The sequence below is a fragment of the Pseudomonas sp. K8 genome, assembly GCF_014889455.1.
Taxonomy (GTDB): Bacteria; Pseudomonadota; Gammaproteobacteria; order Pseudomonadales; family Pseudomonadaceae; genus Aquipseudomonas; species Aquipseudomonas veronii.
In genome coordinates, this window is sequence record NZ_VJWO01000006.1 from 1 (window position 1) to 18,910 (window position 18,910).

Consider the following 18,910-nt stretch of genomic DNA (forward strand, 5'->3'; position numbering starts at 1 on the left):
AATCCACCTCGGTCTACTGCTTTTTCTTCGGCTTCAAATACTTGGTCAAGCCCTGGAACCAGATCACCAGCGCCGGGTTGCCCTTGATCTGGATCGACTTGTCCTGAATCCCCGTCATGAACGCCAGTTGCTTGTTCTTCGCCTGCATCGTGGCGAAGCCATAGGCGGCGTCTTTAAAGGCAATGGCGAAGGCCGGCGCAGGGTGGACACCCGAGCGGCTGGTGATGCGCTGGTCTTTGACGATGAAGTGACGGGCAACCTTGCCGTCGAGGGTCTGCAACTGGAACGCCAGGTCTTTGTCACCCAACTGCTGCTGGAACGCAGGGTTGGTGCGGCTGGCTTTGCCCATCATCAGGCCCAGTACCCAGAGGAGAAGACGAAATTTCATGCACACGGCCTCGGTGTAATTATTGAGTGGCCGCAGCAGTGTAACGAATTACCGAAAGAACGCCACCGATCTCGCGCTTTAGCCGGAGATCGGTTGGCGTTTACCGCTTATAGCAACAACTTGCTTATACGTTAGGGCACGGTACCGGCGCCCAGTCGGCCAGGTTCGGATCGCGGCAAGTGCCTTCGATCTGTGCTTTACCGGCGCTGGCGACCTTCTTGCTCTCATCTTGCTTGGTCTGGGCAGTCTGGAAGGTTCTTTCGGTGGAGACCGCTTCTTTCGGCACCACAGGCAGCGGCGGACGCTTGGTCACGACTTTGCTGGTCGACTTACCTTTCTTGGCCGGTACAACCGCCGGAGTGGCATCCGCTGTCGCCACGGTGACCACGTCGTTGCGCTGCACGCCCACCTGTTGCAGGTCTTTCTCGTAAGCCTGGGTGTAGTTGTTCAGGTCTTCGCTGGCCTTGCCGTTGACCGCGACGATCAGGTCATTGGATTCCTTCAGGCCGGAGACGATTTCCGCCAGGCGCTTGCGGCCTTCGGTGTCGTTGACGGTCTTGGCCTTACGGTCGGCCACCAGCTTGGTGAACGCGCTCTGGTAGCACTGCTGGGAGGCCTTGGCGTAGGCGGTGCTGCGGTCGATGTCGGAGGCGCTTTTATTGACGTCGGCTGCGTAGGAGCCAATACGCTGGTTGTCATCGGCGATCTGCTTCTGACGCTCGGTGTAGTAACCCGCCGCGCCGCCAGCCAGGGCGCCGCCCGCGGCACCGATTGCGGCGTTACGGCCGCGCTTCTCGGAGTCGCCGGTCAGGGCGCCGAGCAATGCACCGCCGGCAGCGCCAATGGCCGCGCCGGTGACGACCGACTTGGTCATGTCCGAATCGGTCGCGCGCAGGTGCTGCACCGGCTCGTAGCAGTTCGGGTAATACTCGACCTTGGTGCTCGACGCGACTTTGGACGTCGGCGACGTGGCGCAACCAGTCAACACGGTGCTGAAACCGGCTGCGATCAGCAGCAAGTGACGCTTGGAAACCGCCTTACGGGGAAAAAGCATAGGTGTGTTCTCTTTTAAGTTTGACTTGCCCAGCACGGCCCACCGCCGCCTGAGTCCCTTCCAAGCTCGCTCTATAGCCAACGATCAAGACCGCTGACCACTGGCTGCGAGCAATTCCTTCAAGATCGTTGCCGGGTCGGCCCGCTGTTGCTTGCGGTAGTTGCCGACATGGCGAACGAACAGTGTCGCGCGCGTCACCAGGCTTTTGCCGAGCACTGGCTTGCGATCCAACTCTTCCTTGATCCGTTGAAACTGCGCCTGGATCACCGCATCGGTGTAACGCGTGCCGGTGGCCAGGTTGTCGATATAGATCGCCACTGCGCCGTCGAGGGCGCTGCGCCCGTTGGCAATGGCTGCGGCAAACAGCTGCGCGCTGGCCTCGTCCTTGGCGTCCACGGCCTGCTGGCGGCTCTTCTGCAGATTGGTCAGGCGGATGTTGTAGTTATTGATGGTCTCGGCCACCAACGCCGCCGACTGAATCAGGTTGCCCGCCGCTTCTTCGCGTTGCTGGGCGATCAGCGAGACGTTGCGCTTGAGCTCTTCGTTGACCAGCCCCAGCTCGGCTTGCAGGCGTGGGTCGACGCTGGCGGCGATGATGCTGTCCAGGCGCTTGGTCGGGTCCTGGGCGTCATCGATGGCATCGGTCAGCGAGGCCAGGCGGCCTTCTTTCTGCCACTGCGCGAACAGCTCCTTGTAGCGCGAACGCGGTGCCGACAGCGCGCCGATCGCCACGCGAAAACCGGTGGTCTCGTTGCTTTGCTCGGTGCCGTCGGCGGCGAACAACGGGTACTCGCGGCGCATGCCGGTGAACAGCGTGCCCTCGCCCTCCAGGTAATTGCCGCCCTTGACCACAAAGCCGCCATAGGCGCCCTGGCGACGCCCGGCGTGTACCAGCTGGAAGGATTCCTGAACCATTTCCGCCGCGTTGCCGATCACATCGAACAGGCCGATCGGGTTGGGCAATTTGGTGCCGATGGGCAGCAGCCGCGCGGCCTGGCCGGTGCCGCCGGCGACTTGGTTGAACACCGCCCAATCGGCCAGCGGGCCGTCGCTTTCGCTGCCTTCGATGCGCCGCGGGAACAGGCGCCCTTCCAAGTCCTGGCGGCTCACGGCCTGGGCCCCGCGTGCGGCGAACTCCCATTCCACTTCGGTGGGCAGGCGCACAAAACCCAGGCCGCCGTCGTCCGCCGAAGCACCACGCCCGCTCACCGGCAGCAACTCGCGGTGGTATTTCATCAGCCAGGCGCTGTACACCGCCGAGAAGCGTTCGGCTTCAAAGCGCGACAGCTTGACCTTGGGCAAACGCCCGGCCATGCCACTGGGCGCATCGCACGCGGGCGCCGGTTCGCCACTGGCCAGCGATTGCGCCTGGGACATCACCAGGGCGTATTGGCGCGCGGTCACTTCGTACTTGCCGATGAAGTAGAGCATCGGCTTGAGCGGGGTCTTCGCGTCGGTCTTCGGCATCAAGGGCGTGATGACGTTGTTCCAGTCTTTCGGCAGGTCCTTGAGGCTGAACTGGCCGTTGATGAAGTCGCGGCGATAACCGGAAATGAACGACTGCTGATAGCCCGCCTCGCCTTCGGCAAAGGGGTAGCCGAGGCTGATCTCGCGGTCGTCCAACGTGCCTTGGGCCAGCACATAGACGTAGCGGAACACCATGTTGCCTTCGCACGGCAGCGGCAGGCTGACGTCGTCCGGCAACGGCTTGGGGTTGTCGAGCTTATCGCTTGCCTCATCGGCCCACGCCAGCGAGGCCAGGCTCAGCGCCAAGGCGGCGCCCAGTAACTTATACATCTCGGATTCCTTCAGAAGCCTGGATACGCGCCACGCGCCAACCGCCACAGGCTGCCGCCACGGCGCTGACGCCGAGCACAGCCACCAGGGCCAGGCCGTAATGACGCGCCAGCAGGTGGCTGGCGTGTTCGCCCGGCACCTGCACGAATAATTGATTCAAGCCCGCCTCGGCCAGGCCATACAGACCCGCACTGAACACGGCGGCCAAGCCGGCGCTGTAGAGCGCCTGCAGCACCACAAACAGCAACAGCGCGGCGGTGGAAAAGCCCAACAGGCGCAACACCGATAACTCCCTGCGCTTGCGCGCCACGGCGGCCAGCGCCCCGGCGAAGATCGCCGCGAACGCCCCCGCCAAGGCCAACCCGGCGATGATCCAGAACACGATCGACAGGTTGCGGCTCAACGACTGCACCTGGGCGATGCTCAATGCCTCGGTCGCCACCAACAGATTCTGCCCGGCGAAAAACACCCGCAGCGGCTCCACATCGGTGAGGTTGCGCGCATACAGGCGAAACGCCGGATACACCCGCTGCTCGCCCGCGCCGACCGCGTCGCCGTCCCAGCCCAGCGCTGGCACGGCACGGCCATCGCGGTAGTCTTCCACCGCTTCCAGCAGGCTCAATTCAGCAAACAGGCCGTCGCGGGGGAAGGCTTCCAGCGGCAGTACCGCGAGTACCTGCAAACGCGCGCGCCGGGTTTCGACGCGCCCCGCGACCTGGCGCGCAAAGCCGGTCTCCAGCCAATCCCCGGGCCGCGCCGCGAGCTTCTCGGCGGCGGTGTGGCTCAGCACGATCTGCGCCAGACCCTGGGGCATCGGCAAACCGTTGAGCAGTGGATCGCCCGGCGCAGTCGGCAGCATTTCCAGGGTCAATGTGCCCACCTGCGCGGTCGCCGCGATCTGCCGCGTGCGCGGGATGGCGAACGCCACGTCGTCGCGCTGGCCCAACTGCTCGACAAAGGCGCGGCTGAATCGACCACCGCCCAACGGAATAATTTCACGGGTGGCCGGGTCGTTCTCCAGGCGCTCGGTCAGACTGCTGACCAGCCCGAACTTCAGGCCGAACAACACCAGCAACGGCGCGACGACGGCAACCAGCGCCAGCACCGCGCAGGCCGACAGCCACGCATCGTTGCGGTAATCCTGCCAAGCCAGGGAAGCCACCAGGCCGAGGCGCATCAGCACACCTCCCCGAGGGTGGCGGTGATGCCGCCATCAGTGTCGCGACGGCAAGCGATACGGCGCACCTGCAAGCCGCTGGCGCGAGCCAGGGGTTCGTCATGGGTGGCGATCACGCAAGCGGCGCGGTGTTCGCGAGCGCGGGCCAACAGCGCTTGCATCACCCGTTCGGCGTTAAGCGGGTCGAGGGACGCGGTCGGCTCATCGGCCAAGACCAATTGCGGCGCATGGGCCAGGGCGCGGGCGCAGCTCACGCGCTGCCGTTGGCCGACCGACAGCGCCGCCGGCTTCTTGGCCAGTTGATCGCTGATTTCCAATTGCTCAGCCAGGCGCGCCACGCTGCCATCGTCCTTCAACCCCAGCAGTTGCCGGGACAAGGCGATATTGCTGCGCACATCGAGAAAGCCCAGCAAGCCGCCGGTTTGCAGGACATAACCGAGGTGCCGGCTGCGCAGCTCGGCCAGGGCGGTCTGCCGATCGGCGCGCCACAACCCGCCGATATCGGTCTGATTGAATTCGAAGCGGTCCACCTGATCCGGCGCGAGCACCAGGGCCAGCAGGTCGAGCAAGGTGCTTTTGCCGCACCCGCTCGGCCCGACAATCGCCACTTGCTCCCCCGTGCGCAGGTGCAACGCCGGAATCACCAGGCTATAGCGCTGGGCACCGACGCCCCGGCTCTTGTGTACCGCGTTCAGGTTCAGCATTACGGCAGCGTCGACAAAGGGACGCGGTACAACGCATCGCCCGGCTCGGCAGCGCCGAAACGGACCCAGTTGGCCAGGTCATTGTGGAAGGTTTCATAGAGGCGGATCTTCGAATCCAGCTCGTCGATAAAGTCTTCCTGCTCGGCCACGCTCAACGACAGCCACAGGTCCTGGGTCATGTTCAGCGACTTGCTGCGGTACGGCAGGCCTTCCAGGTATTCGCCGAGAATGCCGCCATCGGCCAGGTTGCCGCCCTTGCGCAAGGCCTGCGGGTCGCGGCTCATATAGGCCGAGGCGCTGGCGATTTCCTGGAAGAAGTCTTTGGGCGAGGTCTGGGTTTTGCGGGCGGCGTCGACGATCAGTTTCAGCGACTGCTGCAGGTCGTTGAGCTGCAATTTGGTCAACATCACGCACACCTGGAACGCCGGCAGCGCCGGGTTGGTCAGGTCGCGGTCGGCGGTCCAGGCGCTGACCAGTTGCGGCGCCTGGCTCGCAGCTTTGCGCCCGAGGAAGTCCATGTGCATGGCGTAGCCGATGGCGGCGGATTTATCCGCCAGGCTTGGCGCGGCGCTCAGCAAGGGCAGCGGCTGTGGCGTGTCATTGCGTACCTGATGCACCAGGTTGGCGAACACCGTACCGATCTCATCGACGCGCTCGCCCAGCTTGCGTACATCGCCACCCGGCACCTTCGTATACAGGTCGCCGATCTGCGGGTTGGCGTCGGCGGTGAGGATGCGGTACTGGCTTTCGGCGCCGGCGTGGGTTTTCTTGCCGGCGTCGGTGCGCAGGTGCAGGGCGTAGATCTTGATCTGCTTGCCCAGCGCCGCCTGGCGCACTTCAGCTTCGTTCATCTGGGTGGCGGCGAACGGGTCGTTCTTGCGCAGCGCGCCAGCGTCGGTGACCAGCAGGATGATACGACCGCCGTAGCCGGACCAGTCCATGCCTTCGACAGCCTGCATCACTCCGGCAAACGCGTCCTCGTTGAAGGAGTGACTGGACACGGTCGACGCCTTGACCCCGCGCGCCAGGTCGAGGAAGCGCTGCGGGTCGCGGCCCTGGTCGAGGGTGATCAGGGTCTTGGCCACGTATTCCAGGCCCGGGGTTTTCTTGATGCTGTTGCGAAAACCCACCAGGCCGAAGCTGACGCTGTCCAACTCGCCGCGTTCGGCGATGCGGGTTTGCAGCTCGTGGACCACATCGCGGACCTGGTCGATATACGGCTGCATCGACACGGTGGTGTCGACCACCAGCACCACCGCCGTGCGGAAGGCATCGGCATTGGCGTTGATCAGCGCGGTCGCGGGCTTGGCGACCGCGCTGCTGCCAGGGTCGATGGACGCGACGTTGAGCAACTGCACCGGCTGGCCGTTGTCGTCGAAGCTCTCTTTGGAATCGAAGATCGGCAGCAGGTAGAACTGGTTCTGCGGCACCGCGCTGGCGGCCGGCTCCAGAGCCAGCACCTGGCCGTTGTCGTCGCGGTTGTTCTGCGCCTTGGCCAGCACGTCTTTCGCAGCGGCGGGGTCGGCCAGCAGCTTTTCCACTTCGCCGGATTGGCGCAGGAACATCACCGGCGCCCGGCCGGAGCGTTCGGTGAACTTGAGCACCAGGCTTTGCTTCCAGTCGCTGACCTGGGCGGCCGGCAACCAACCGTCGCTGCGCCCATCGGTGGCGGCACCGACGCGCAGCCATGGGCTGCCGTCGACGTCCTTGCGCTGATACACATAGAGCACGGAAAACGCCGGCAGGGCTTTGCCTGGCGCGCTGCCGGCAGCGCTGGCGAGTTTCGCGCCGGGCTTGCTGAGCACGCGCTGGAACAGGGTTTTCTTGCCCGCCATCAGCAAGGGCCGTTGACCGCCGTCCACTTCGGCGACCGCCACCGGTGGCGTCACCTTGGGCACTGTCGCAGCCGGTGGCTTGGCAGGCTGATCACTGCCGCTCAACCACCAGTAACCCGCGCCACCTATGGCCAAGGCAACCGCCACCGCCACGGCGGCCAACGCCAGTACCGGCCCACGGCGCTGCTCGGACACCGTGTGCCGTGGGGTTGGCGGCACCACCGGCTGGCGCGCCGGTTGCGGCTTGTCGGTCGGGATCTCGATGGATTGCGGAGTGATGCCGGCCAGATCGAAACTCAGCGGAATCGGCAACGGCCGCACCTGCGTGGCGTCCGGCGACTCGGTCGGCAGTTGATCCAGCGCCAGCAGCAACGCCGCCGCATCCGGGAAGCGCTCATTCGGGTCCTTGGCCAACAGCTTGCGCAGCACGTCCTGATAACGCCCATGATGCAGCGGCAGTTCCGGCAGCGGCTCGGTCAGGTGGGCCAAGGCCGTGGAGAGCGCGTCGGTGCCGTTATAAGGCAGCTTGCCGACGAGGATTTCATAGAGCACCACGCCCAGCGCATACAGGTCTGCGCGGCCATCGATTTCCTGGCCACGCGCCTGTTCCGGGCTCATGTAGCTCGGCGTGCCCACGGCGAAACCGGCCTGGGTGAACTGGGTGCGGTCGTCCAGGGATTTGGCGATGCCGAAGTCCGACAGCACGGCGGTGCCGTCGGCGCGGAACAGAATGTTCGCCGGCTTGACGTCGCGGTGGACCAACCCCTGCGCATGGGCATAACCCAGCGCCGAAGCGATCTGGCGGATCAGCGTGAGGCCCTGCTCCGGAGTGAGGCCGGCGGCGATGCGCTCCTTGAGCGTGCCGTTGGGCAGGTACTCCATGGCCATGTAATACAGCTCGCCGACATTGCCGATGTCATGGATGGTCACCGTGTGCGGGTGCGACAGCCGCGCCAGGGTCTTGCCTTCGCGCAGGAAGCGCTCGCAGAAACTCGGGTCCGCCGCCAGCGCCGCCGCCATCACCTTGAGCGCGACCTTGCGCTCCAGCGAGCGCTGGGTCGCCAGGTATACGCTGGCCATGGCGCCTTCGCCGATCTCGCCTTCGATGTCGTAGCCCGGGATCACGATGTTCATGCCGATACCTTCACGACGATGGCGGTGATGTTGTCCGGTGCGCCGCGGTTCAGCCCCAGGTGGACCAGGCTGCGCACGATTTCATCCGGGGCGTCATGGTTGAGCACTTCACGGATCTCGTGGTCCTCGACGGTCTTGTTCAGGCCATCGCTGCACAGCAGGTAACTGTCGCCGGGGGCGATCAGCAGGTCGACCACCGCCAGTTCCAGTTGGGCTTCCACACCGATGGCGCGGGTGACGATGTTGGCGCGCGGATGCACGCGGGCATCGGCCTCGCTGAGCAGGCCGCTGTCTTGCAGGTCTTGCACGTAGCTGTGGTCGCGCGAAATGCCGTCGAGCACGCCGTCGCGCAGGCGATACAGGCGACTGTCGCCGGCCCACAGGCACACGCCGCGCAAGCCGCGTGCGGCGAACACCACCACGGTGCTGCCCATCATGGTCACGCCACGGTTGGCGGTTTCTTCACGCACGGCCGCGTTGATACGGATCAGGTCGTTGCGCAAGGCCGCCGAGTATTCCTCGAGGGAACGCCCCAGCGGCACACTGCGCAGGCTGTCGACGATCAGGCTGCTGACGTAATCCCCCGCGGCGTGCCCACCCATGCCGTCGGCCACCACCCACAGGCGATTCTCGGGCAGGTCCAGGCACGCGTCTTCATTGACCTGGCGAACCATGCCCACATGGCTTTTGCTCGCGGATTTGTACGTCGACCCCATCTACATCACACCTTCTTGTCCGAGCAAAAACTGCGCAAAATCGCTGGTGGCGGGCAGGCCCTGACACCGCAATAAACCAGGGGAAATCGTCTGCGAACCCCGCCCCCACCACAGGCTGGCGCCTTCGCAGGCCTGTTCGGCGAGTGCGGTCATGCGCGCATGGGGTTCCGTGGCGGCTACCCGCTGCAGCCCGGCGAAACGGCTGTCCACCGCGCGCGGTTCCGTCGCCGGCAAGCCCAGGCTGTCGAGGCCGGCGTTGAAATTCTCGAAGGTGGCACCGGCATCCAGGGTGCCGAGCAACAGCTCTTCGGCCTCTTCAAACCAGCGGTCCGGGCCACCCACCAGGGACGCCGGGTTGGTGTCGTGATCGAGCAACGCAACCACGGCCAGCGGGAAATACCGCCCGACCCGGTCGATGCTCGGCATCACCACGCCCGCCGCCGCGTTCGGCCCGCACACGCCGGGCGCCAGCACAAAGCGCCACAGCGGGCTGACCAGATACACGTTGAGCCAGCCGGCGCCGAGGCTGTGTTGACTGGCGAGCAGGCCCGCCGCCAGCCAGCTGTCCCACGGGCCGATAAAGCTCTGCGGCAAGGCGCGACTGACAAAATCGCCGCGACTGGCCAACTTGCCGTAGAAGCCCAACGTCGTCATAACCGCTCCGGCAGGCTGAAGCCACTGAGCACGCGGCTCTTGAACGGGTTGAAGGCGCTGTTGGCACGCAATTCGTAGGCGATGCTCGCACCGTCGACCCGCAGGCGCAGGCTGAAGCGGTCCGGCGCATTGCCGGGCGTGAGGTCCGATTGTTCCAGCAGGCGGAACCAGGCCCACGGGCCGTCCAGGGTCACGCCGGAGCGACCGCTGGCCGACGGCGGCATGATCGAAATACGCACCACGCCAATGCTGCCGGGGTTCGGCCATTGCATCGCCACCGGGCGGCTCGGGCCGTGGTCGTAGCTCAATTGCTGGCCATCGAGGTCGAGCAGGAACTGGGTGATGCTGGCGTCCATCGCCACCGGCTTGAGCTCGAAACGCACGATCGGCTGAGTACCGCCTGAGCGAAAGAACGCATCGCGGATCGTCGCCGCGCGCTGGAAGGTTTGCAGCACACCCGGCGCAATCCCGAGTTTCTGCGCCGCGCCCGGCTGCCAGCGCCAGGTCTGTGCGGAGGTATCGACGTAGGGTTGCAGGTATTTGCGGAAGTAGTTATCCATCACCCCGCCCACGCCGAAGAACTGGCCGAAATCATCCAGCGTGGCGTCACGGGCGCTGCCCGGCGACATCGGATAACGCCCGGCCAGGGACTGGCGATACACGTTCACCACTTCGCTGACCCAGGCCGCGTTCAGTTGGTTGCGCACCCCGCCCATCATGCTGTTGGTGGTCGAGTTGACCACCGACTTGACCATGCCCTGCACCAGCGGCGGCTGGCGCTCGGCGTTCAGGCTGACCCGCGTGGCCGCCGCTGCAGCCTGGTTCTTGGCCTCACCGAGCAAGGCATCGCCGCTGGCGCCGACCATGGCGCTGACTTGCACGTACAGCGCGTTCATATCCGCCAGCAGGCCGTCGATGGCCGCCGGTTCGCCTTCGTTCTTGCTGACGATGCTGTTGAGCTCGGCGAAGTGCGCGGTCACCGGGTCGTCCGCAGCGGCCGGCGCATCCGCGTTCGGTTGCGCCTGGCCGAGCAGGTTGCCCAGGCGTTCCTTGAGCTTGTCCACGCCGCCTTCGACCGGCACGCCCTTGGCCGCCAACTGGCGTTCCTCTGCCTGCAAGTCGGTTTCCCTGGCCACCGCCACCAGCAGTTTTTTCAGCGGCGAGGTCGGCCCGGAAATCACCCGCAGCACGTCCGCCGCCTGGGCCACGCTGGTGATCGGCACAAAGTCGATGTCGGCGAGCAACGCATCCCACTGGCGCTGGTAGTCCTGGAAGTACAGGCGGCGCACGTCGGCGGCCAGGCTGACCACGTTCTGCTGGTCGGCCTGCTCATGGCCGAGCACCCATTGCTCTTCGGCCAGGGTGCCGGTCTGGTTCAGGCTGCGCAGCAGGAACGCCTGGCGATAGCCCTTGGCGGTGAAGAAACCACTCAGCGGCTCGCCCAACGGCTTGCCGCTTTTGCGGCTGAACACCAATGCGGCGTCGCGACCGGCGGCTTCGTTGAGGCGGAAGTCCGGAATGCCGTCGGGCAGTTTCTGGCGTTTGACCCGGTCATACACACGCTGAGCCACCGGCAGTTGTTGCAACTGCCGACGCAGGTCGTCGATCAAGCGCGCATCGAGGCGTGCGCTCGGCGGGTGACGTTCGAACAACGCCTGCAAGTGTTCGGCCAGCGCCTGGCGCTGATCGGCAGGCAGGTCGCGCGGCAGGTTGCGGTCCCAGTCGAGGGCGATCCAGGCCTTGATGAAGTCCGCGTCGTAATGCTCGGTGTCGGCGAGCATCAGGTAGGCCTTGAGGCCTTCGTAAAGGAAGTCGGAGTTACCGCCGCCGTGCAGTTGCTCCTCGATGCGCGTCACCAGGCGCGGCGCGAAGACGGCGATCAACAGCTTGCGATAGACGCTGGCGGATTCGGCTTCGAGCATATCGCCCTGATACAGGCCCAGGCCCTCGGACCAACTTGGCGAATCCCCGGCGAGGTGTTTCACCGCGTTGAGCAACGGCAACACGGCGAGCACTTCGCGCTGTGCCGGGCTGAGGTTCTGTACGGCCTGGCCCAGGGGCGCGACCTTCTGGTCGACCTGGGCGATATACGCCTGGTTGGCGCGATAACTGACCCACCACAGGCTGCTGACCACGATCACCAGCGCCACGGTGGCCGCGAGCACGCCGCGTGCGATCCATTTGCGCCGCCGCTCGACCTGCGGGTTGACGCCCACCAGCCCGCGCTCGGCAAAGGCGACCGCGCTGAACAGTTTCTCGATGAAGTAACTGCGCCCGCTGCCGCTCTGGCGTGCCAAGTGCTGGCGGTCCAGGTTCATGCTCTGGGCCATGGTGCCGATCAAGCGATCGATCGGGCTGCCTTCCTGGGTGCCGCTGGTGAAATACACGCCGCGCAGCAAGACGCGCTCTTCAAAGGCGTTGGGTTTGAACACGCCTTCGAGGAAGCTTTGCAGGCAATCTTTCAATGCGCCGAACTGCTGCGGGAAGCCGTAGATCAGGTCGCGCCGCGCCGGGTCGCGTTCCTGTTGCAGGCGTTCGACCAGGCGTTCGTTGAGGCGCTGCTCGAGGCCGGCGAATTCGCTTTGCAGGTGCGCCAGGGGGCTGTCGCTGTGCTTGCCGTCGTCCAGGGCAAAGGTCATGCCCCACACCTGGGCGCGTTCTTCCTTGCTCAGGTTGTCGAAGAACTCCATGAAACCCGGCACCAGGTCGAGCTTGGTCAGCATCAGGTAGATCGGGAAACGCACGCCCAGCTGGGTGTACAGCTCCTGGATACGCAGGCGAATCGCCGCCGCGTGGGCAGCGCGTTCGGCTTCGCTGCCCAGCAGCAGGTCCGACAGGCTGATGGCGATAAAGGCGCCATCGATCGGGCGGCGCGAGCGCTGCTTTTTCAACAGGTCGAGGAAGCCCAGCCAGGCGGCTTTGTCCACCGGGGAGTTGCTGTCCTGGGTGGTGTAGCGGCCGGCGGTATCGAGCAATACGGCCTGGTCGGTAAACCACCAGTCGCAGTTGCGCGTGCCGCCGACGCCCCGCACCGCCCCGGCGCCCAATTGGGCAGCCAGCGGGAAATGCAGCCCGGAATTGACCAGCGCGGTGGTCTTGCCCGAACCCGGCGGGCCGATGATCACGTACCACGGCAGCTCGTAGAGGTTGCGCCGCTCATCCCCGCCGAGCTTGGCTTTTTTCAGCAGGGCCAGGGCTTCGTCCATGCGCTGGCGCAGGCTGGTGAGTTCTTCGGCGGTGGCGACGCTGTTGGGGTCGGCCGGGGTTTGCGCGGCCAGGCTGCGCATCACTTCGGCGGCCTGGCGACGGGCCTGGAGGATGCGGAACACACGGTAGGCGAGCCAGGCCGCAAACAGCAGGACGATCAGCGCCCAGCGCCGCCCTTCGGGCACCAGCACGTCGAGCAGGGGCCCGACAAACCAGATGATCAGGCTCAGGGCGATCAGGCCCAGCAACGGGATCACCCAGCGAATCATGAAACTGAAAAACGCCTTCACTCGACGCCCTCCGCGAGTACGGTGATTTCAACCCGACGATTGCGGGCACGGCCTTCGGCGGTGGCGTTGGTCGCCACCGGCTCGGTGTCGCTTCTGCCCTCGGCACTGAAGCGATCGCCCTGGCCGGTCTTGGCCGCGAGGATCTCCAGCACCGACTTGGCCCGCGCTTCGGACAAGGCCCAGTTGGACGGGAAGCGCAGCGTGGCAATCGGGCGGTTGTCGCTGTGCCCGGTGACGCGCACCTGGCCCTTGACCTTGCGGATTGCGTCGGCGATGCGCAGCATCAGCGGCTGGTAGTCGTCGACGATGCTGGAGCTGGCCGACGCAAAGAGCTCATCACCGCGGATCGTCACGACGGAACGGTCGACCTTGTCTTCCACCGCGACGCGACCGGCCTTGATGTCTTCCACCAGAAAACCGGCCAGGCGCGGGCGCTCGATCACTTTCGGCTGCGCCACGGGGCGGTCGATGGCCTGCACCGGGATCTCGCCCAGGGCATGGATATTCTTGAACACCGGCTCGGCGTCTGCGGCCAGCTTCAGGCGCAGGCCGAACAGCAACGCCAGCAGCAGCGCCAGGCCGATGGCCACGGCGATCCACGGCGGCATGAACTGCGCCAGGCGATCGCGCGCCACGGTCACGCCGCGCCAGTGCGGCGACAGCTCGCGCTCGTGGTCGCCCCGGGCGCTGCGAATCGCCGCGGCGGTACGTTCACGCAGGGCTTCCAACTGGCTGCGACCATCGTTCATCACGCGGTAGCGGCCTTCGAAACCCAGGCACATGCACAGGTACAACAGTTCCAGCAGGTACAAGCGCTCGCGTGGGCTTTGCAGGCAATGGTCGAGTAGCTGGAAGACCTTTTCGCCGCCCCAGGCTTCGTTGTGAACGGTGATCAGCAGGCTCTGCTTGCCCCAATCGCTGGTGCTGCCCCACGGCGTGCTCAACACTGCCTCATCCAGTGCGGTACACAGGGCGTAACGCGCCAGCAGCACTTCGTTGCGCGCCACGCCAGCAGCTTCGGCGCGCTCTTCGAACTGGCGCAGATAGGCCAGCAACTGCGCACGCAAACTGGCCGGCGCCGGGTGGGCGATGGTGTTGCGCAGGCGTGTCAGCAAGGCCAGCAGCGGGCCGGCGGCGCTTTCCAGCGGGTTCAGGCCGTGGCTTTTGCCGGTCAGGATCGGCGCGGCCGGCATCGACAGCGGCGCCGGTTCTGCACGCGCGGGTTCGGGCGCTCGGCCACCCGGGCGCGGCATGAACTGGGTGCGATCATCATCATTGGGGTGCATCGCGGATTATCCTCGGATCGCCCAGAAGGCCAGGTTCAAGCCCGGGAACTGCCCGGCGATATGGAAGGCAAAGCCGCCGGAATTGCTCAACTGCTGCCAGTGCTCGCTGCCCCGGTCCAGCTCGTAATAGGTCGAGCCTGCGTGGTACGGCAGTTGGCGCGGCGCCACCGGCAACGGCAGCAGGCCAATGCCGGGCAGTTGCAGGTTGACCAGGTCGCGAATGTGCTCCACCGAGCCGACTTTGCTCTGCTGGCCGAAGCGCGCGCGCAGGGTCTCGCCGGGCACATCGGCGCGTACCACGAGGATGAAACTGGCGCTGTCGATCAGGGTTTTGTCGGCGAGCATTGCCACGTGGATGCCGTAGGCTTTCTCGACGATCGGGATCGGCGTGGCCTTGCTGTCGATCAACATCGACAGCGCTTCACGCAGGGCCTGCATCACCGGGGCAAAACTCAAGGCCAGGTCGTCGTGCTGGTACTGCGGGTATTCCTGGGGGCGCCGGCCGGTGGTGGAGAAGGTAGCGAACTCACCGGCCAGGCTGACCAGTTCGCTGAACAACCGCTCCGGGTGCAGCGGGCTCAGTTGGCTGAGGTGCTGGATCAGCGGCTGGGCACGGTTGACCAGTTGCAACAGCATGAAGTCGGCAATCTCCGACGCGCCGCCCGCGCCCGAAGCGACCACGCGCCCGGCCAGGGCTTCGCCGCGCTGGTGCAGCAGGCCGAGCAGTTCGCTGCGAAACGCGGTCAGCGGTTTGCTCGCGGCCACATCGAGGGCTGGCGGGATGTAGCTGTCGTCGAGGACCAGCGCACGGTCGGCGCGTTTTTCCTTGATACGCACCAGGCCGATGGCCGCGTAATCGCTGATGCCGTCCTGCGCGGTCAACAGGCGCAGCGCACGGGAGCCGACGGCCACCGGGGCGCGGTTCTCGAACGGTGCGTTGTCGTCACGCACTTCGCGCACCTGGCTCACGTAGCGGGCGGCGCCAAGCGCTTCGCCGTCGTCGACGGTGTCGCGGGCCCCTGCGCGCTTGAGCGGCAAGGCCAGGTAGACGAGACCGTCGCGCAGGCTGTCGTCGATATTCAGCGGGCTGGGCGCCAAGTCATCCTGGGGGATATTGAACGGCGTGCCGTCGGGCAGCAGACCGCGTGCCGACACAATCGCCAGCTTGCCCTGGGCCAGCAGGCCCTGATCGATCAGCAGCTCGGAAAACCCCCAGGCCCCGGCCGACAACGGGCGACTGCGGGCGTCGATCAGGTTTTCCAGGTAACGGTCATGCTGCTGGAAGTGCTGCGTTCCGATGAACATGCCTTCCGACCAGACCACGCGATTGTTCCAGGACATGGGGGCTCCGATTGCTTGTTATTGGGCTGGGCTGGATGGGGAAACCACGACGTCCGCACGCACGGCGCGCACATCGAGGCTGATCTGGTATTCGGTGTATTGGCGCGACGGCACGTTGAGCACCGTGCGCCATTGCGCGCGGTCCAGCTCGCGGTAGCCCACCAACAGGCCGATCTGGCGGGTGGACGGGTCGAGGTCGCGCTGGATGCTCAACTGCTGGCCGGGCTGCACCATCACTTCGTCCTGGTCCAGCAGGTCGAGGCCGAGGGTGGATTGCGCATGGTCAGCCAGGGCGAAGTAATCCGAACGGCCGAAGGTGGCGGCGTTTTTCAGTTCGAAAATCCGCACGCGCACCGGGGCGGCCTGGCCGTTGGCGCCGGGGTTGAGCCCGGCAATCGCGTGAAAGTGCAACTCGACGGCAGCGCTGTTCGCTTCAACCTCGGCGGCGCTGGCCTGGGGTTCGGCGACATCCTTGGTACATGCCGCCAGCATCAGCAGGCTGGCCACTGCGAGTAAAAACCTGGGAATCATCCTTCGTCCTCAATGACGTACTTAGCTTTCCGTTTTATCCATGTGTTGCGGCTCAGCGACGCTGGCGTGCGCTGTGCTCTTCGTAGGCTCGGCTGAATTCGCGGCCGAACAGGTCCTGGAAATCGTCCTGGGCCTCGCGGGAAATATTGCTGTAAAGCTCGGTGAACTGCTGCCAGTACTGGGCCTGGCGCGAGCCGCTGAACAGGCTCGACAGCCCGCCGGGCTTGCCCATGCGTTCTTCCAGCTGCGCCGGTTCGAAGCGGCTGAGCAGGTGTTTGATCGCCGCTTCCACACCGGCCATCACCGCCAATTGGTGAGCGCGCAGGTCGTCGAAACTGTCGCGCACTGCGATGTCCGGTGCCATAAACGCTTGGTTGCCATGACGCAGCAGCAGCTGTAGCGCTTCGTCGGCATTCGGGGCGAATTTCAACGGATTGTTTTCCGCGGGCTGGATCATCGTCTGCTGCATGCGGAATTCGCCCTTGAGGCTGGCGCGGGCACGCAACACGTCGATCAGGCCTTCGACCATCAGCCGGTAGCTGCGGCCGATGCTTTCCATCTGGGCTTCGGCCTGGGCCTTGTCCAGGCGCAATGGGTCCAGGCCGGCGCCGCGCAGGAAGGCGTGCAAAAGATCGGGTTGCTGGGCGGCGGCCACCGGGAGCACAGGCTCAACCACAGGTGGCGGCGCGATCACCGGCGCAGGCGGTGGCGGTGCGCTGACCACCGGCGCCGGTGTGTCACCAAACAGGTCCCAATCCTCGGGGATGACCGAACCCGACGCGGCCGGCGGCACGGCCACCGGGGTCGGTGGGCGGAAGTCGTGTTGCTCGGACGGCACATGATCGGCCACGGTCGGCGGCGGCACGGCGGTCGGGCTGAGAAAATCGAAGAGGTCCGGCAAGGTGTCCATCGACGACGCGCCCTGGAACTGCGGCGCGATCACCGGCGTGGCTACCGGCTTGCTGGCGACGGCGCCCATCAGCGCTTCAAAACTGTTCGGGGAATCCCCGGCAAACGCCTGGCTATCCGCAGCCTGTACGTTGAAATCGATGCGCGCCTGGATTTCGTAATCACCGATGCGGATCAGCTCGCCATCCTGCAACGGCTCGCTATTACCCCGGCGCAGACGGATGCCGGCGTTAACCAACTCCACACCGTTTGTACTGTTATCGGTTAAATAATAACGACCATCTTTGTATTGAATTACGCAATGTTTCGAGGACACCAGACGCTCGGGATCAGGCAATACCCAGTCATTATCCGAGCTGCGGCCGATAGCTATCGAGCCCTGGTTCAAGGACTTTTCGGCACACTGCCCAGGGGTAATCTTGTGATAACTAGTGATAGTCAAACACAGCGACATCTTGCCTCCTTGCTGATACTTCGCGCGCAATCGATTCCCGGCGAGCGCCTTTCCCGAGAGATCGCGCCAGGCGACGCGAACCACGGTCATAATCTGCTTTTTGCCAGCATGATCGCAGATCTTAACTGGCCTCAATGACAAAAACCCTGTCGCGGAACACCTCTCGACTCACCAGTCGCGCAGGTTGTTAAGTACCGCACATCTGTCACAGAGGGCGAATAGCTTACCTTGACAAGCCACAACTACTACACCAAAAATGCACAACTTCTTGAATACCAGTGATGGCACATTAGTGGCGCCACATGTATATGACCAAGAAAACATGCAAAGTTCATCACGCAACTAATGCATGAATTGCCCGTCATCTAACGGGCCGATAGGGAGATCGATTTCAGTGGATGTGCCGTTGCTGCTCGCCGCCGTTTCCGCGACTTCGCCATGTGGCGAAGACATGGAATATGACGCGCAATTTCTACAACTGGAGCGTGATGCCAAGGGGCAGCCCGAGCGCAGCATGGGCGACGCCATCCTGCCTGCCGAACCGCCGGACTGGCGCAGCATCCAGCAGCAAAGCCTCGACCTGTTGCAACGCAGCAAAGACCTGCGCATCACCCATTTCCTGCTGCAAAGCGCCCTCGCCCTCCAGGGTGTGGCCGGGTTGGCCGACGCGCTCACGCTGATCAACGCGCTGCTGCGCGAATACTGGGCCGACCTGCACCCGCGCCTGGATGCCGACGACGATAACGACCCCACCGTGCGTATCAACGCCCTGTCCGGCTTGACCGGCGACGCGACGATCCGCCTGCTGCGCGAAAGCATCCTCACGCGCTCGCGCACCTTCGGCGCCGTGAGCCTGCGCGCCGCGCTGAACGCCAGCGGCCTGATGAGTTTTCCCGATGAACAACTCGGCGCCCAGCAGCTCAACGCCGCGTTCCTCGACAGCGACCCCGAGCAACTGCAAGCCACCCGCGACGCCTTGAGCACCGCGCGTGCCGCCTGCGAAGCCATCGAACAACAGGTCAGCGACCAGGTCGGCTCGGCCCAGGGCGTCGACCTCAGCCTGTTGAAGCAACCGCTCAAGCAGGCGCTGCAGATCCTCAGCCAATTTGTACCGAACGGTGAGACCGGCAGCCGCGAACCCGAGGCCGTCAGTGACGACAATGCCCCCTCGGCCGACTTCGCCGCCGCCCCCACCGCACCGCGCCCCAGCGGCGACATCGCCAACCGCGATGACGTGCTGCGCAGCCTCGACAAGATCCTTGCGTACTACACCCGTCACGAGCCTTCGAGCCCGCTGCCGGTGTTGTTGAACCGCGCAAAGCATCTGGTGCACGCCGACTTCGCGGCCATCGTGCGCAATCTGATTCCCGACGGCATGTCCCAATTTGAAAACCTGCGTGGCCCGGACGGCGAGTAAGCCGCCCGACTGCGCA

General features: G+C 65.0%; 14 protein-coding genes. 1 reads left to right on the top strand and 13 read right to left on the bottom strand.

The window, feature by feature from the left end:
* Positions 1 to 13 precede the first annotated feature (13 nt).
* The 13 genes from INT12_RS06045 to tagH all read right to left on the bottom strand — a co-directional run bounded on the left by INT12_RS06045 (position 14) and on the right by tagH (position 17,477).
* Positions 14 to 388, bottom strand: coding sequence for a hypothetical protein (locus tag INT12_RS06045; RefSeq protein WP_046385148.1), 375 nt, complete (start codon positions 386 to 388; stop codon positions 14 to 16).
* A gap of 124 nt (positions 389 to 512) precedes the next feature.
* Positions 513 to 1,442, bottom strand: a complete 930-nt coding sequence (tagQ, locus tag INT12_RS06050) for a type VI secretion system-associated lipoprotein TagQ (protein ID WP_193041215.1) — start codon at positions 1,440 to 1,442, stop codon at positions 513 to 515.
* An 84-nt stretch (positions 1,443 to 1,526) separates the two neighbouring features.
* Positions 1,527 to 3,239 carry a formylglycine-generating enzyme family protein gene (locus tag INT12_RS06055; RefSeq protein WP_017849966.1) on the bottom strand — a complete coding sequence of 571 codons (1,713 nt, stop codon included), beginning with the start codon at positions 3,237 to 3,239 and terminating at the stop codon, positions 1,527 to 1,529.
* Complete coding sequence (locus INT12_RS06060; RefSeq protein ID WP_193040514.1) at positions 3,232 to 4,416, bottom strand: ABC transporter permease; 1,185 nt, start codon at positions 4,414 to 4,416, stop codon at positions 3,232 to 3,234. The genes INT12_RS06055 and INT12_RS06060 overlap by 8 nt, the downstream gene beginning before the upstream one ends.
* Positions 4,416 to 5,120, bottom strand: coding sequence for an ABC transporter ATP-binding protein (locus INT12_RS06065; RefSeq protein ID WP_104904241.1), 705 nt, complete (start codon positions 5,118 to 5,120; stop codon positions 4,416 to 4,418). The genes INT12_RS06060 and INT12_RS06065 overlap by 1 nt, the downstream gene beginning before the upstream one ends.
* A complete protein-coding gene (locus INT12_RS06070; RefSeq protein ID WP_193040515.1) occupies positions 5,120 to 8,089 on the bottom strand; it encodes a serine/threonine-protein kinase in 2,970 nt (989 codons plus the stop codon). Before INT12_RS06070 ends, INT12_RS06065 begins: the two co-directional genes overlap by 1 nt.
* Positions 8,086 to 8,805 carry a PP2C family protein-serine/threonine phosphatase gene (locus tag INT12_RS06075; RefSeq protein ID WP_017849970.1) on the bottom strand — a complete coding sequence of 240 codons (720 nt, stop codon included), beginning with the start codon at positions 8,803 to 8,805 and terminating at the stop codon, positions 8,086 to 8,088. Before INT12_RS06075 ends, INT12_RS06070 begins: the two co-directional genes overlap by 4 nt.
* Positions 8,806 to 9,459, bottom strand: coding sequence for a type VI secretion system-associated protein TagF (gene tagF, locus INT12_RS06080; RefSeq protein ID WP_046488982.1), 654 nt, complete (start codon positions 9,457 to 9,459; stop codon positions 8,806 to 8,808). It lies immediately after the preceding gene.
* The gene (gene tssM / locus INT12_RS06085) at positions 9,456 to 12,956 is read right to left on the bottom strand and encodes a type VI secretion system membrane subunit TssM (protein ID WP_104904238.1); all 3,501 of its coding nucleotides are present in this window, start codon (positions 12,954 to 12,956) and stop codon (positions 9,456 to 9,458) included. The genes tagF and tssM overlap by 4 nt, the downstream gene beginning before the upstream one ends.
* The gene (locus INT12_RS06090; protein ID WP_017849973.1) at positions 12,953 to 14,242 is read right to left on the bottom strand and encodes a DotU family type VI secretion system protein; all 1,290 of its coding nucleotides are present in this window, start codon (positions 14,240 to 14,242) and stop codon (positions 12,953 to 12,955) included. Before INT12_RS06090 ends, tssM begins: the two co-directional genes overlap by 4 nt.
* Before the next feature lie 6 nt (positions 14,243 to 14,248).
* A complete protein-coding gene (gene tssK, locus INT12_RS06095) occupies positions 14,249 to 15,583 on the bottom strand; it encodes a type VI secretion system baseplate subunit TssK (RefSeq protein WP_193040517.1) in 1,335 nt (444 codons plus the stop codon).
* 18 nt (positions 15,584 to 15,601) lie between these two features.
* Positions 15,602 to 16,114 carry a type VI secretion system lipoprotein TssJ gene (tssJ, locus tag INT12_RS06100; protein WP_193040518.1) on the bottom strand — a complete coding sequence of 171 codons (513 nt, stop codon included), beginning with the start codon at positions 16,112 to 16,114 and terminating at the stop codon, positions 15,602 to 15,604.
* Between the two features lie 52 nt (positions 16,115 to 16,166).
* Positions 16,167 to 17,477 (bottom strand): type VI secretion system-associated FHA domain protein TagH, encoded by a 1,311-nt coding sequence (tagH, locus tag INT12_RS06105; protein ID WP_193040519.1) that lies wholly within the window; start codon positions 17,475 to 17,477, stop codon positions 16,167 to 16,169.
* A gap of 394 nt (positions 17,478 to 17,871) precedes the next feature.
* On the opposite strand from tagH, the gene tssA reads away from it, so the two are divergent.
* A complete protein-coding gene (gene tssA, locus INT12_RS06110; RefSeq protein ID WP_046488989.1) occupies positions 17,872 to 18,894 on the top strand; it encodes a type VI secretion system protein TssA in 1,023 nt (340 codons plus the stop codon).
* The last annotated feature ends 16 nt before the right edge of the window (positions 18,895 to 18,910 follow it).

Coding starts and splice junctions, on each gene's coding strand:
- INT12_RS06060 (WP_193040514.1), bottom strand. CDS start 4,416: ATGCGCCTCGGCCTGGTGGCTTCCCTGGCTTGGCAGGATTACCGCAAC.
- tagH (WP_193040519.1), bottom strand. CDS start 17,477: ATGTCGCTGTGTTTGACTATCACTAGTTATCACAAGATTACCCCTGGG.
- INT12_RS06075 (WP_017849970.1), bottom strand. CDS start 8,805: ATGGGGTCGACGTACAAATCCGCGAGCAAAAGCCATGTGGGCATGGTT.
- tssJ (WP_193040518.1), bottom strand. CDS start 16,114: ATGATTCCCAGGTTTTTACTCGCAGTGGCCAGCCTGCTGATGCTGGCG.
- INT12_RS06055 (WP_017849966.1), bottom strand. CDS start 3,239: ATGTATAAGTTACTGGGCGCCGCCTTGGCGCTGAGCCTGGCCTCGCTG.
- INT12_RS06070 (WP_193040515.1), bottom strand. CDS start 8,089: ATGAACATCGTGATCCCGGGCTACGACATCGAAGGCGAGATCGGCGAA.
- tagQ (WP_193041215.1), bottom strand. CDS start 1,442: ATGCTTTTTCCCCGTAAGGCGGTTTCCAAGCGTCACTTGCTGCTGATC.
- INT12_RS06065 (WP_104904241.1), bottom strand. CDS start 5,120: ATGCTGAACCTGAACGCGGTACACAAGAGCCGGGGCGTCGGTGCCCAG.
- INT12_RS06045 (WP_046385148.1), bottom strand. CDS start 388: ATGAAATTTCGTCTTCTCCTCTGGGTACTGGGCCTGATGATGGGCAAA.
- tagF (WP_046488982.1), bottom strand. CDS start 9,459: ATGACGACGTTGGGCTTCTACGGCAAGTTGGCCAGTCGCGGCGATTTT.
- tssK (WP_193040517.1), bottom strand. CDS start 15,583: ATGTCCTGGAACAATCGCGTGGTCTGGTCGGAAGGCATGTTCATCGGA.
- INT12_RS06090 (WP_017849973.1), bottom strand. CDS start 14,242: ATGCACCCCAATGATGATGATCGCACCCAGTTCATGCCGCGCCCGGGT.